Below are 14,323 nucleotides of genomic sequence, written 5' to 3' on the forward strand. Positions count from 1 at the left end.
TGATAGCTAAGTCAAACTCAGATTACCAGCATGAGGCGTATTAAACATAATACAACTTATGATATGATGCATAGACCCTAATAAGGATACCCAATATGCCCAGTTCAAATTCTAATTTATTCATGATTGATCTTGAAAGCACAGAACTTTCTGATATTGAACGGGAGCTTTTAAAACATCCTAATGTAGGAGCTGTCATTCTTTTTACCCGTAATTTCGAGAATCCACAGCAATTAGAACAACTCTCTTCTGAAATCCATACAATCAATCCACATATTTTCATTGCTACGGATCATGAAGGAGGATTCATTCAGCGATTTTTGCGCCAAGGCTTTCGTTCCCTACCCGCTGCTCGTGTCTATGGTGACGTATATGATCTATCTCCAGAAGCAGGAATTAAACTTGCAAGACAGTATGGAGAAATCATGGCCAATGATTTATTGGCATGTGGTATTGATTTAAGCCTTGCTCCTGTCCTCGATTTACGTGACATAAGCCCCATTATTGCTCGCTTGGATCGAGCTTTTCATCATGATCCCGATGCAGTTACAGCTTTAGCAAACGCGTTTATTGAGGGAATGAATGCCGCAGGAATGCCTGCCGTAGGAAAACATTTTCCAGGACATGGAAGAGTTGGTTCGGACTCACATATCACCATGCCTATTTCTATGACTTCTCTTGATGAATTGAAAACTAAAGATTTAAAACCATTTATTGAGTTAATAAAAAAAGAGCGATTAGGCGCGATTATGCCTGCTCATGTGACTTATAAAGCAGTTGATACCAATAAACCCGCCGGCTTTTCAACAATTTGGTTGCAAGAAATTTTACGTCACGACTTGAAGTTTACAGGTATGATTTTAAGCGATTGCTTGAGCATGACTGGTGCAGATATAGGTAACTTAATGACGCGAACTGAAGAAGCACTTAGAGCAGGTTGTGATATGTTAATTGTATGTCACCAACCACGTCCTATATTATTAGAATTATTACAAACAGTGGACGTTCCCCAATCTGAAGAATCCGCTGCTCGTATTACTCAGTTTAAAAATCAAATGCTCCGGTTCTCGCATCCTGAAAAAAATCAAGTGAAACCTTATTTATCACACACGTTACTTGGACAACAGGAACATCATACAGATTACAGTAGCCAAAATCTGCAGTTTAATACATCAAAAACAATTTAGTGTTTGTACTAAGGGTAACACAGCCCCGTTCTGGCCAAGATTCACCATCTCCCGTGACCTGCTACTAAGGCACTTATTTTGTAGTGATTATCGATGAGCTCTTTCGAGTATGCCAAAACAAAAAACATCCCGTAAGTGCTATAAATAAAAAATACAGCGCACACCATCCGGGCATTGAAATTCCTAACAACTGCCAATCGACTTCAGCACAATCACCTGTCCCTAAGAGCAACGTTTTGACTACTGTTTGCCAAGGAAAATACTGAATTAGAATATCTAAGCCTGGCATACAAGCAGGTGCATTTCCTTCTGGTAAAGACTGTAACCATAATTGGCGTAGCGAAAAATACAAGCCTGCGCATGCAATAATGATTTGCAAGAAACTAATGAGATGTGCTCTTTTTAAAGTGCAAAAACTTACTCCTATAACAGCCAATAATAAAAAAACACAAATGCGCTGCATCATGCATAACGGACAAGGCATCAATCCGACAACATATTCAAAATAAAAAGACGCAAATAACATAACTGCTGTTAGCACTGCATTAAAAGCTTGAATTTTCCGATAAGTAATTTTTCTCATGATTTTGGCAACATATAGGATATAACCGCTTTAAGATCATCTTCATTACATTTAATACATGTCCCCTTTGCTGGCATAGCATTTAAACCTTTGAGTGAGGAAGCAACTAAATCATCTAATTTTCTACCAGCCAACCTAGGTTTCCAATCTTGTTCATTCTTAAATCTAGGTGCTCCGGCCAGACCATCCTTATGACAAACAACGCAATGATGTTCATAAATTTCTCGTCCAGCCGTTTCTTGAGACGCATCATCACGCGTAGCTTTATTATCTAATTTAGCTTGACGTTGCACAGAAACTTGGCCGACAGGTTGGATTCTTAATTGAACTTCATGTTGCTGTGCCTCATCGCTTGCATACAACACCAATGAAAAACAACACAATGAAATCAATAACTGTAACCTCATGCCAATACACCATCATGATAATAAGCATGATGATACAGAGAAGTCATTTTTTTTTCCAGACGATGAAATTAAAAGAATCGAAAAATTCATTCGACATAAAGGCATGGAAATGCTTTTATGTCGAACTCACGTTAGTTTAATATAAATATAGGCTAATGCAGTATAAAAAAGCGCGATAGTACTATTTATTTACCAAGGAAGAACATGGTTAAGCTGATCTCTCGTTATCGATTTCTAGCTTTATTTGTCATCCTGATTGCATTTTGCTTCTTTAAAGCAATCACCGCTCAATTAGGATGGGCCGATCGCTCCGATATTATTTTTGGAATTCTTACAGCATCAAGCTTATTTATCATTGGCCGGAACAAAAATGTGCTGTTTCTAATTGCAGCTCTTATTTTTCTAAGGATTAGTTTATTCATACTGGAATACTACTTTGATGTGATTCATGTAAATACACTAAGATTATTAATTATTATTATTTTTTTAATTTTAATGACTTTCTTTTGTCTTTATTTCACGTTGCAAGATCAAACAATTAGTGTTACTACGTTATTCGGCTCTTTATCAGCCTATTTATTTATCGGTCTTATTTTTGCCTATCTTTACTTATTATTGGAATCAATAAGTCCTTTTTCTTTTACCGAATTACAGCCACAGGATGAAATACAAGCAATTTATTTCTCATTTATTACCTTAACCACCGTAGGATTTGGTGAAATTGTACCGCTTAAACCCATCGCTCAAACTTTTGTGTGGACAGAGTCTTTTCTAGGGCAAAGTTATCTAGCAATCATCATCGGTCAATTAATTGGCCGTTATGTGGCAGATCGCCTCAAGTGATACACTACCCCCAGTTACTCCTTTTCCTGCCTAAGATGTTAAAAATTCGACAACTCTTTGAAAATTAGGCTATATTTCTATTGGGATTATTAATTATTAATGGATTATCCTAAATTCGGCAGTTGAATCGACAACGAGCGCCCAAGTTAGGATTATACAAAAGGAAATGGACATGACTAACAGTGGCATTTGCGCACCAAATACCCTTAGACATAATTGGGGTTGGCTCTTGGGATTAGGTATATTACTTGTTTTTCTAGGCTGTATCGGGTTAAGTATGGTTATTGCATTAACCCTTGTCAGTATGTACTTTTTTGCTGCCTTATTAATTATTTCTGCACTGTCTCATTTTATAGATATTTTTAAGCACAGAGACTGGCAGGGAATATTCTGGCAAGCAATAATCGCATTTTTATATCTGATTGGAGCCGTGATTGTCCTTTATGATCCCTTTTTAGCCTCCACACTAATTACAGCTTTATTAGCCACAGTCCTTATTATTATTGGCATCACTCGAACCGTTTTAGCATTTTCTTTAAAAAATGCAACAGGATGGGGGTGGCTGTTGTTCGCAGGGATTACTGCCATTATCCTTGGCCTGTTAATCCTCATACAATGGCCAATTAGTGGTCTATGGGTTATCGGAATGTTTATTGCCATTGATATGATAATTAATGGCTGGACCTATATTTTTATAGCCCTTGGAGTGCGTGCATCCTTATCATGAAAAGAGTATGATACTGCATTCCTCCTGAATGCAGTATCAAAATGAATTCAAGAATAATACGTATAGCAACACGTCAAAGCCCTCTTGCTCTATGGCAAGCAAATTATGTCCGGCAACGTTTATTAAACAAATGGCCAAAACTTACTATTGAATTAGTACCCATGACCACCTCTGGAGATAAGTTTCTTAAAGATAAACTTTTGGCTGTTGGCGGAAAAGGTTTATTTGTCAAAGAATTAGAGGAAGCATTACTGGATAAAAGAGCGGATTTTGCTGTACATTCATCAAAAGACATGCCCGCAGAATTTCCAGAAGGACTTTGCCTGGCTGCAATTTGTAAAAGAGACAACCCCTTTGATGTCTTTGTCAGCTATAATCATACCAGTCTACAGACACTGCCTCAGCAAGCCATCATTGGGACAGCCAGTCTTAGAAGACAATCGCAACTCTTAGCGTACCGATCGGATTTATGTGTTACACCTTTGCGAGGCAACATTAACACTCGACTCGAAAAACTCAAGTCCGGAGCATATCAAGCGATCATCCTCGCTGCTGCTGGTCTTGAGCGTATGGGTTTCAGCCATGTTATTACAGAGCAATTATCCGCAGAAATCATGTTACCCGCATGTGGGCAAGGAGCCTTGGCAATCGAATGCAGAACAGATGATCAAGAAACACAAGCTCTTGTTACTGAATTAAATGATCCTATTTCATCGATTTGTGTCCATACAGAACGTCGCGTTAATGCACAATTAGGTGGAAATTGCCATGTCCCATTAGCAGTCTTCTGTACCCCCATTGAAAGGAATCAACTTTGCTTAAAGGCAAAAATCCTAACTCTTGATGGTTCCCAGATCATCGAAGACACCCAAATAGGAGCGTTGGATCAGGCAAAAAGTCTGGCTGATCTCTGTTCACAATCCTTGATGTCACAAGGCGCAGCCAATCTTCTTGCATCGGTGATGCAATGAATCAATCACTAAAAGGTTTGCGCATTTTAAATACTCGACCTCAAGAGCAAGCATATAAGCTCTCTCAATGCATCCGTGCGTCAGGAGGAATAGCCATTGAGCTCCCCACCCTAGAAATTCAAGCCTCAAACAGTGATTGGGTTTCTTTATTACCGGATTTAAACCATATAGATCATGCTATTTTTATTAGTACCAATGCGGTCCATTATTGCTTTACTCAATTAAATCGATTGAACTTGAATTGGCCTTCTTCAATTCAAGTTATTGCAATTGGCCAAGGAACTGCCGCATCACTGCAACAATTCAACATCCAAGTTAATGCTATCCCTGAGCTTCCTGATAGCGAACATTTACTCTCCTTAGAAACCTTACAAGACCTTGAAAAGCAAAACGTGCTACTATTTAAAGGGAAAGAAGGCAGACCCCTCATTGAAGAAGAACTGATGCAAAAAGGGGCAAATCTAGTCATTCTTAAGGTATATCAACGAGTTATGCCCAAAATAAATCCTTTATTCGTTCAATCGATATGGCGCGATGACTTAGTGGACATTATACTGTTAACAAGCGAACAGTCTCTGCTTAACCTTTTTAAACTGTTTGATAAAGAGGCTCATGATTGGCTAAAAAATAAAACATGGCTAGTGATTAGTGGGCGTCTCGCTCAAATTGCCTCTTCATTAGGAATATATAGGATTAAAATAAGTCACCCTAATCAGGTGCTAAATACACTGTTTGACTACGTAAACAAGGATTAACTATGGCCAGTAGCAATGAAGAAGAGATGCAAAAAATAAAAAAAACTCCAGGCTTAAGACAAAGTGACGCGCCAAAGTCTCAAAACAATAATTCGTTTAACAATAATTTTTTTATACCTACTTTAGCAATCATCCTTGCATTAGGGGCTTTAGCTATAGCTGCATATACGCTTTCCCTAAATAACCAATTACACGATCAATTAATCAATACAAACTCTAACCTCGCTGAAAAATTAAAACAATTAGAACAAAAACAAGAGAAAACTCAAGAACAAACCAATGCAAAAACGAAAAATACTGAAGAACTTCAAACCCAATTTCAAACAAAGTTTGACGCTCTAAGCAAACAATTACAAAGCGCTATGAGCCAAAAATTTTATCAAAATCAAGACTGGCTTCTGCTTAAAGCACGCTATTATCTTGAATTAGCACAGATCAATGCGCATTGGAGTAATAGCTCTGATGCAACAATAGCACTACTGGAGCAAGCAGATCAGTTATTAAAACAATTTAATGAGCCTAAGATCTTTGCTATAAGACAAGCAATAGCGAAAGATGTAGCACAAATTCAAGCCATATCTCCTGTAGATATTGCCGGATTGTTAAGTCAATTAGATGCAGCACAAAATAGTATTAACCATCTCAGTATTCCTATGCCTGGAGACGAATCCACAACAAAACCATCAAACGCATTACCCAATAATACGTCTTCCTGGAACACACGTTTACAAGACAGTATAAATATCTTAGGAAAATTGATTGTAATACGCCGTCATGATCAAGAAATCAAACCGATTTTATCGCCTTTACTTGAAGCCACTCTTAAAGAAAATCTTCGTCTCAATCTACAAGAAGCTCAATGGGCCGTTCTTAATCATGATTCTTTTGTTTATCAACTGGTTCTTAAACAAGCAATTAACACACTTAAAACAAATTTTAATGAGAACACACAAAATACAGCAGCGCTCATCAAAAAATTAACCGAGTTACAGCAAATGAATGTTACTCCCAAAAGACCACCCTTGAGCTTAGCACTTCCCATGCTCAATGAGTTGATTGAGAGTAAAAAAGGAGCTTCGAATCAATCTATAAATAAGGAACAAGAAGGAGATCAACAATGATGCGTGTTCTTTTTGCCTTCGTGATCTTATTGGTTGCTGTAATTCTAGGCATTCAGCTTAATAAAGACCCTGGTTATGTATTAATTGCATTGAACCATTGGACCATTGAAACTACGGTTTGGGTGGCTGCTTTAGCCGTTATCCTCTTATTTATGGTCCTCTATCTTTTTTTGCGTCTATGTCAGACAATCACTCATACTCCCAGTACATTAACTAAATGGCATGCAAAAAAACGCTTTCGAAAAGCGCAAGCAATTACCCGAAAGGGTTTAATTGAATATAGTGAAGGAAATTGGCTAAAAGCAAAAAATCATTTAATCCAGGCCTTACCCAATTCAGATACTCCCTTACTTAATTATTTAACCGCAGCTCGAGCGGCTCAAAAAATGGGGGATAATCAATTACGTGATGATTACTTGCGAGCAGCCCAACAATCCATGCCTGAAGCCAAAATTGCTGTTGAATTAACGCAGGCAGAATTGCAATTATCGAATCATCAATGGGAGCAAGCTTTAGCAACCCTAAAGCATTTACATGCTATAGCACCGCGTCATCCCTATGTGTTAATGCTAATAATGCGACTCTATCAAGAGGTAAAAGATTGGCCTCAACTCATTGCTCTTTTGCCGGATCTAAAAAAATATAAAGTAATTAACCAACAAGAGTTTGAGCTATTACAATACAATACTTATTTGCAAAGGCTCATTGATCTAGCCAAACAAAATCAATGCGATGCAGTAAACTCGTTTTTTCATGCCCTCCCTAAGGCTTTGGCTAGTAATCCTGATATTATTGCAGAATATACTCATTTTTTATTAAGAAACAATGAACTCACCACAGCAAAAAATATATTATACCGCACGCTACGCAAAAACTTTAGTTCACAATTAATAAAGCTTTATGGAATGTTACCTGCTGATGAAAATCAACTGACTTTTGCTGAGTCCTTATTGAAAAAAAACCCACATTCAGCAGCGCTTTATTTATGCTTAGGTCAACTGTGCATTAAGCTCCAACTCTGGGGAAAAGCAAAATATTATCTTGAAAAGTCCAATGAGATAGAACCCACAGCTTTAGCCTATGAAGCCAAAGGAATACTTCATGAAAAACTTGGAGAAGAGGCACTTGCATGCACTAATTACAAGAAAGGCATAGAGCTGATCACTCACAAAACTGTTTGAACACGATTAATTATAAAAAACCCGGATTATGACATGCATCATTACAGTCTGTTGCAGTGCGTTCCACCTGAATAGTCACATGCTGAATATTAAATTGATGACGCAATTGTTCAACCCACTCAGCTCTTAATGAATCAGAAAGTGGTTCATCAGGCATATACAAATGAACAGACATTGCATTTTCTTGAGTACTAAGTGCCCATATATGTAGATCATGAAAACCATTCACTCCAGGTTTACTTAGCAAAAAATCACTAACGGCTGTCCAAGATATATGCTCTGGAACACCATCAATAATTAATCTGAAGCTGCCAGTAAATAAAGACCAAGTTCCTTTAAGTATAATAATTGCAATAAGTAAACCAACTACAGGATCTATCCAAAGCCACTCAGTCCAATAGAGTAAAGCAGCAGAGACTACGACACCAACTGAAACCAAAGCATCATAGAACAAATGAAGGTAAGCGCCTCTAATGTTTAAATCTGCTGAACCACGCATAAATAACAATGCAGTAGTCGCATTAATCACAATACCAACAGCAGCAACAATCATAACCGATACCGCCTGAACTTCTGTTGGAGAAAATAACTTATATACTGCTTCTGTAGCAATAATACCGCATGTAAAGACCAACAAAATTCCATTTGCCAAAGCAGAAAGTATCGATGTCTTTTTTAAACCATAAGTTGCCTTCATTGTTGGTGCACGTTTCATCAGCACAGTGGCAATCCATGCTAACATCAAACCTAATACATCACCTAAATTATGAAAAGCATCTGCAAGTAAACTCGTTGAGTTAGCTAAATAGGCAAAGGCAATTTGCAATACAACAAATAAACCATTTGCAATGATGGAAATAATAAACGCTTTATTATAGGTTACGGTGTTTTTATCATTTCCATGATGATGGTGGTGATGGTGAGAATCACCATGTGCGTGTATGCTCATGATGTACCTTCATTATCTAAATTCTCAGAATAATAATTAACACCAATTTTAATTCGATTCCTTTCCTTTTGTTTCCGCCATGCATTAGTATCACGTAACGAATAAACGCAACCACAATACTCTTGTTTGTAAAACTCTTCACGCTTAGCGATTTCATACATACGTTCCGAACCACCATTTTTTCGCCAATTGTATGTCCAATACGCTACATCAGGATATTTACTGGCAGCTCGAACACCGCAATCATTAATTTGATTCATATCTTTCCAACGTGAAATTCCTAAAGAACTGCTAATCACAGGAAAACCATGTTCATAGGCATATAAAGCAGTACGTTCAAAACGCATATCAAAACACATAGTACAACGCTTACCCCGTTCAGGCTCCCATTCTAAGCCTTTAGCTCGAGCAAACCAATTATCTTTATCATAATCAGCATCGATAAAAGGAATATTGTGTTTTTTTGCAAAATTCACATTTTCATTTTTTCTAATTTCGTATTCTTGCACAGGATGAATATTAGGATTATAAAAAAATATAGTAAAATTAATCTCTGACGCAATTAGAGCTTCCATTACTTCGCCAGAACAAGGGGCGCAACATGAATGCAGCAACAGCTTGTCTGCTCCATTCGGTAATTCCAATCGTTCTCTTTGAATCATTTTGTTACATCCAGCAAATTGATAAAATGATCACGATAATAAACTAATTCTGCAATAGAATCTTTAATATCGTCTAATGCGAGGTGTTTTGATTCTTTAACAACCCCATTTAGTAACTTAGGTTTCCAACGTATCGCCAGCTCCTTAAGTGTACTAACGTCTAAGTTCCGATAATGAAAAAATGCAGCCAAATCAGGCATATATTTATATAGAAATCGTCTATCTTGACATATGCTGTTACCGCACATGGGGGACTTACCTTTATCCAGATACTGTTTTAAAAATTCAATAGTTAATTTTTCTGCTTGTGCCTCATTAATCTCACTTTCAAGTACACGCTTGACTAAACCCGATTGACCGTGCTGTTTTGTATTCCAGGAGTCCATACCATCGAGCAACACTTTGGATTGAGAAATAGCAAAAACAGGTCCTTCAGCAAGAATATTCAAATAAGGATCAGTCACAACAGTAGCCAGCTCGATAATTCTATCCTGCTCAGGATCAAGTCCTGTCATTTCCAAATCTATCCAAATTAGGTTTTGATTATTTTTCATTTTTTTTCCAAGAATTTAATATCAATTCAACACATGCTACACGTCTTTGATGAAGAGCTTGTTTAATGGCTTCTCCCTCATAACCTTCTTCTACTATTGCTTTGATATTTACTTTAGCACACTCTGCTAACAAACAACTCCATAATTTATTTTGGGGATAATCAATAATTTTGCCGCACCCTTCTGCATCAGCCTGACACGCCATTAACATATTATAAAAAAGTGATGGACGACGAAATGCATCACTCTGCTCTAAAATCTTCACAATAGTCCCTGCTTGCAGTTCGAATAAACGATGAATATTTAAATGGAATCGCGAAACCATAACCGCTAAATTGCGATAATCATTTGGAATTCGCAAACGGTTGCATAAGGACTGAATTATAGCTACTCCTCTCTCTTCATGCCCATGGTGACTAGGCCAATTGTTCATCGGTGATAAAGCCTTACCTAAATCATGAACCAAAGCCGCAAAACGGACTATGGGATCATTTGTTAAAACAACAGCAGCTTGCAAAACAAATAAACTATGGATGCCACTATCTACTTCATGATGATAGCGATAAGGGTTAGGCACACCAAATAACGCTTCAATTTCAGGCAAAATAACACCCAGTGCGCCGCATGCTCTCAATGTACTAATAAATTGTTCTGGATTTTTTTCTTCAAGACTTTGCTGCCATTCTTGCCAGACACGTTCCGCAACTAGATGAGCTAACTCCCCTCGTTTAACCATGGTATACATCAGAGAACGTGTTTCATCAGCCAATTTAAAACCTAAATAATGAAATCGTGCTGCAAAACGAGCAACACGCAACACACGTACAGGATCTTCAACAAAAGCAGGGGAAACATGACGCAATAATCTGCTTTCTAAATCTTTTTGACCATTGTAGGGGTCAATAAGTTGGTCTTGATCATCCCTAGCTATTGCATTAATTGTTAAATCGCGTCTCGCTAAATCTTCTTCTAAAGTAACCTGTTTACTAAAATCGCAAGAAAAACCATAATAACCTGGAGCAGACTTTCTTTCTGTTCGCGCTAATGCATATTCCTCATTGGTCTCTGGATGTAAAAAAACAGGAAAATCACGCCCAACTTGCCTGAATTTTTTTCGCAATAACTCATCAGGACTAGAACCAACTACGACCCAATCGCGTTCCTTCACAGGCAGATTTAATAGTTGATCTCGAACAGCGCCTCCCACTAAGTATACTTTCATTAAATTAAATTTACCCTCATACTGTATGTTATTCAGACCTGATCTAATTTTCAAAATCGGGAATCACATTATATTATAGATCCTAACTATGAGTAAAAGACGTATTAGTAAACAACAATCGACACGAATTGAAAAAATACAACAAAATTATCATCAGTATAAACAAAATGATGATGCTCTTATCGAAGGGTTAGTGATTACTCGATTCAGCAAACATGTTGAAATAGAAGATAATCAAGGTAACCATATACGTTGCTCCATCAGACCAAATTTGGAAACCTTAGTTGCCGGAGATAGAGTCATTTGGCAAATGGAAGGCAAGAATCAAGGCGTCGTGGTTAGCCTTTATCCTCGCAATAGCCTTTTAGCAAAACCAACGAATGCTGGTGTAAAAAAACCTGTTGCAGCAAACATCACCCAAATAATTATCGTTATTGCCCCAAAGCCTGAAATATCTTGGCCATTACTCGATAGTTATTTAGTTATGGCAGAAACATTACAATTGCACGCCGTTATTTTATTCAATAAAACTGATTTACCCTGCAAAACACTTCAAGAACAACTATTCAAGAATTATGGCAATTTAAATTACCCTATTGTGCTAACGAATAAACATTCTTCAATCGGCTTAGAACAATTAAAGCAAGTACTCAATCATCAAGTTAGTGTTTTTGTAGGTCAATCAGGGGTAGGGAAATCATCTCTCATTGCAAGCATTTTACCTCATGAACTCAATATTGCAACACAAGAGCTTTCTGAAATTTCAGAACTAGGTCAACATACCACCAGCAACTCACGCTACTATCATTTACCTAGCGGTGGCGCATTAATTGATTCCCCAGGAGTAAGAGAATTTAGTTTATGGCATATCGATATGGCTGAAATTACGCGTGGATATGTTGAATTCAGACCTTATTTGTCACAATGTAAATTTCGCAATTGCACCCATAAAGACACACCTCATTGCGCTATCATTCAAGCAGTAACGAAAGGTTTAATTTCTACCAAACGATATGAAAATTTCATTAAACTTTGTGCTCAATACGACTCTGCCAAATAATACCCTATGTATATTGCCCCATGTAATCTAAGGGGCGACTGCCACTTTTTGCCATTTCTTTTTGCGCTACAGTTAAAATAGGCTGTCCAATTTTAAATAAATATTTACCTATTTTTTCTGAAATTTTAGGCTCAAGGTTAAGAGCAAGCAATTGATTTTTATATTCCGTTATCATGGAACTTACATCTTTCTTCTCTTCGGGTAATTTAAATAATTTAGCACTATCGAGCTTGTACAGTTGAGAAAAAAAATGCACTGTTCGAGTCTCTGTTGGAATTTGACTTAATTGAGACAAGCGATCATTAATATATGAACCACAATTATTGAGAAAATTGGATTTGGCTGTTTTAAGATCACAAAGCTTTATTAATCTCAATAGACTAACTCGGTGGTGCTCACCTAGTCCCATGAGAAATTCATTAAATAGAATATTAACTCGAAATTGTTTCATTAAATCATTTTGATCTTGGGCATATGTTTGAATGATATCATCTAAAAACAGATTAATACGTGCTTTCAAAGATTGATGATTTGTGTTGAATAGAAGCAGCGCAGAGAATAATAGTTCTGGTTCAAACCAATAAACTCCAAGTTCATTCAATTTACGGCTCTTAGCAAGATCAAGCCATTTAACTGTTTCGTCAGATCGAGTAGCCCAGGTGTACCAACTTTTATCGGTACTTACAGGAAAAATAATATCTTTAATAATACCTCTATAAGCTTCTGCTAAAGCATCCGGTTGGTTTTCAGCAACCAAAGGCAGTAAAATATTAAAAATATCTCCCAACTCAGGAAGTACCTCATTCGATTTATCCCATAGACTATAAGATCGTTTTGTAAATGCGGTGGAAACCTTAAATTGAGTAGTCAATAGAGAAACTAACAAACTACAACAATTTTCTAAATCTTTGGTTTGGTTGTTATTTGTTTCAGCTAATTGCTTCTCCTCTTTAGGTAATTCTGCGTAAATACTTTCTAATTCTTTACTTGATGCCCTTAATCCTGAATCAAAATGAAACAACCATTTACTTAGGGCTTGCATCGCTAACTCCATATCAGAAAAATCGGTCGCAATATGAAGATCGATAAATACATCCAATAAATAGTGTTCTGCACCCTTATATTCGATTTTTGCTCCATATAAAGTATTTACTTCCGCTAACTCATAACCATACACGCGACGAAAAAAATTCCTAACATCCTTTTTAAATACAGAAAAATCTAATCCTTTCGATTTTAAAAAATAATAGCGCTCGACTAGCTCCACCAAATGGGGTAACAAACCTATAGGAATCCGTTCATTATCTATCAAGTGAATGAAAACCTTTTTTCTCATTAAATCCCAAAAATTGTCGAAAATTTCAGTATCAATAGTCACTTTTCTTGCCGTTTGATTACATAACTTTAAACGGGCTAGCTCATCTATTGTAACCACACTCAACGTCCTGTCTGTAACATTTCTATAGGTTGACAAAGTAAATTGCCACCGCTCTAAATGTCTGCAAAAACTTAATTTTCTATATAAAGTAGTCCCCCCATAACCAAGATAAAAATTGAATAGATTTACTGTTTCTGTAAGCGGTGAAAAATCATTTAAATCAATATCATTGGTTAACGTAGGTATCAATATTTTTAAATAACTTCGTTTGGCTATTGGTTCAAGTTCGCGGGCAAAATTAATCCACAATTGATTCGCACTTGATGGATTAAGTGTATAATCATTTTCACTATCAATAATTACATCCCAGCGACTTTTATAGCAATCAAGTAGAAATTGAATGTCTTCGTTATTTAAATCTTCGTCTGCGGATCTTTTGGAAAAATGTTCAGAAAGACGCTGAAGTAATAATACATCACTTGTAATTGGATTATCTTCATGTTCAAGGTTTGAGATAAGCTCCAAAATGCGCTGGACTAACATAGCACAACCTTTCCTAAATAAAATTACCTTAAACTAAAGTTCAATAAAAATCAATTAAGAGAATTTGCAACGGCTTAAAGCGATTTGAGAGTAAGGTATAAATAAAAAAAGCGGCTCAAAAGCCGCTTTAGAATAAAACCCTGGCGATGACCTACTTTCACATGAGGAAGCCTCACACTA

At 36.8% G+C, this 14,323-nt stretch carries 15 protein-coding genes; 8 read left to right on the plus strand and 7 right to left on the minus strand.

Going from position 1 to position 14,323, the window contains the following annotated elements; genetic code table 11:
* The first annotated feature begins 95 nt into the window (after window positions 1–95).
* A complete protein-coding gene (gene nagZ, locus Lgra_RS03595; RefSeq protein ID WP_058497917.1) occupies window positions 96–1,187 on the plus strand; it encodes a beta-N-acetylhexosaminidase in 1,092 nt (363 codons plus the stop codon).
* 73 nt (window positions 1,188–1,260) lie between these two features.
* On the opposite strand, the gene Lgra_RS03600 is transcribed toward nagZ, so the two are convergent.
* Complete coding sequence (locus Lgra_RS03600; RefSeq protein ID WP_058497918.1) at window positions 1,261–1,770, minus strand: disulfide bond formation protein B; 510 nt, start codon at window positions 1,768–1,770, stop codon at window positions 1,261–1,263.
* The gene (locus tag Lgra_RS03605) at window positions 1,767–2,177 is read right to left on the minus strand and encodes a c-type cytochrome (protein ID WP_058497919.1); all 411 of its coding nucleotides are present in this window, start codon (window positions 2,175–2,177) and stop codon (window positions 1,767–1,769) included. Before Lgra_RS03605 ends, Lgra_RS03600 begins: the two co-directional genes overlap by 4 nt.
* 204 nt (window positions 2,178–2,381) lie before the next feature.
* Here Lgra_RS03605 and Lgra_RS03610 point away from each other — a divergent pair, with 204 nt between their 5' ends.
* The 6 genes from Lgra_RS03610 to Lgra_RS03635 all read left to right on the plus strand — a co-directional run bounded on the left by Lgra_RS03610 (window position 2,382) and on the right by Lgra_RS03635 (window position 7,775).
* Window positions 2,382–3,020 carry an ion channel gene (locus Lgra_RS03610; RefSeq protein ID WP_058497920.1) on the plus strand — a complete coding sequence of 213 codons (639 nt, stop codon included), beginning with the start codon at window positions 2,382–2,384 and terminating at the stop codon, window positions 3,018–3,020.
* A 166-nt stretch (window positions 3,021–3,186) separates the two neighbouring features.
* The gene (locus tag Lgra_RS03615; protein WP_058497921.1) at window positions 3,187–3,747 is read left to right on the plus strand and encodes an HdeD family acid-resistance protein; all 561 of its coding nucleotides are present in this window, start codon (window positions 3,187–3,189) and stop codon (window positions 3,745–3,747) included.
* Window positions 3,748–3,788: 41 nt separating this feature from the next.
* Complete coding sequence (gene hemC, locus Lgra_RS03620; protein WP_058497922.1) at window positions 3,789–4,718, plus strand: hydroxymethylbilane synthase; 930 nt, start codon at window positions 3,789–3,791, stop codon at window positions 4,716–4,718.
* On the plus strand, window positions 4,715–5,473 hold the full coding sequence (locus tag Lgra_RS03625; RefSeq protein WP_058497923.1) for a uroporphyrinogen-III synthase: 759 nt from the start codon (window positions 4,715–4,717) through the stop codon (window positions 5,471–5,473). Before hemC ends, Lgra_RS03625 begins: the two co-directional genes overlap by 4 nt.
* A gap of 2 nt (window positions 5,474–5,475) precedes the next feature.
* Window positions 5,476–6,594 carry a uroporphyrinogen-III C-methyltransferase gene (locus tag Lgra_RS03630; RefSeq protein ID WP_058497924.1) on the plus strand — a complete coding sequence of 373 codons (1,119 nt, stop codon included), beginning with the start codon at window positions 5,476–5,478 and terminating at the stop codon, window positions 6,592–6,594.
* Window positions 6,591–7,775, plus strand: coding sequence for a heme biosynthesis HemY N-terminal domain-containing protein (locus Lgra_RS03635; protein WP_058497925.1), 1,185 nt, complete (start codon window positions 6,591–6,593; stop codon window positions 7,773–7,775). The genes Lgra_RS03630 and Lgra_RS03635 overlap by 4 nt, the downstream gene beginning before the upstream one ends.
* Before the next feature lie 10 nt (window positions 7,776–7,785).
* Here Lgra_RS03635 and Lgra_RS03640 read toward each other — a convergent pair whose 3' ends face one another.
* The 4 genes from Lgra_RS03640 to Lgra_RS03655 are packed head-to-tail and all read right to left on the minus strand — an operon-like array spanning window position 7,786 to window position 11,162.
* Window positions 7,786–8,724, minus strand: coding sequence for a cation diffusion facilitator family transporter (locus tag Lgra_RS03640; protein ID WP_058497926.1), 939 nt, complete (start codon window positions 8,722–8,724; stop codon window positions 7,786–7,788).
* Window positions 8,721–9,386, minus strand: coding sequence for an epoxyqueuosine reductase QueH (locus tag Lgra_RS03645; protein ID WP_058497927.1), 666 nt, complete (start codon window positions 9,384–9,386; stop codon window positions 8,721–8,723). The genes Lgra_RS03640 and Lgra_RS03645 overlap by 4 nt, the downstream gene beginning before the upstream one ends.
* Window positions 9,383–9,940, minus strand: coding sequence for an oligoribonuclease (gene orn / locus Lgra_RS03650; RefSeq protein WP_058497928.1), 558 nt, complete (start codon window positions 9,938–9,940; stop codon window positions 9,383–9,385). The genes Lgra_RS03645 and orn overlap by 4 nt, the downstream gene beginning before the upstream one ends.
* Window positions 9,930–11,162: a multifunctional CCA addition/repair protein gene (locus Lgra_RS03655; RefSeq protein WP_058497929.1), complete on the minus strand. Its 1,233-nt coding sequence runs from the start codon at window positions 11,160–11,162 to the stop codon at window positions 9,930–9,932. The genes orn and Lgra_RS03655 overlap by 11 nt, the downstream gene beginning before the upstream one ends.
* An 88-nt stretch (window positions 11,163–11,250) precedes the next feature.
* On the opposite strand from Lgra_RS03655, the gene rsgA reads away from it, so the two are divergent.
* The gene (gene rsgA, locus Lgra_RS03660) at window positions 11,251–12,222 is read left to right on the plus strand and encodes a small ribosomal subunit biogenesis GTPase RsgA (RefSeq protein WP_058497930.1); all 972 of its coding nucleotides are present in this window, start codon (window positions 11,251–11,253) and stop codon (window positions 12,220–12,222) included.
* Between the two features lie 4 nt (window positions 12,223–12,226).
* Here the strand turns inward: rsgA and Lgra_RS03665 are convergent, their stop codons facing one another.
* Complete coding sequence (locus tag Lgra_RS03665) at window positions 12,227–14,143, minus strand: hypothetical protein (RefSeq protein WP_058497931.1); 1,917 nt, start codon at window positions 14,141–14,143, stop codon at window positions 12,227–12,229.
* Window positions 14,144–14,323 lie beyond the last annotated feature (180 nt).

This window comes from Legionella gratiana (genome assembly GCF_001467695.1).
In the GTDB taxonomy this organism is placed as follows: domain Bacteria; phylum Pseudomonadota; class Gammaproteobacteria; order Legionellales; family Legionellaceae; genus Legionella; species Legionella gratiana.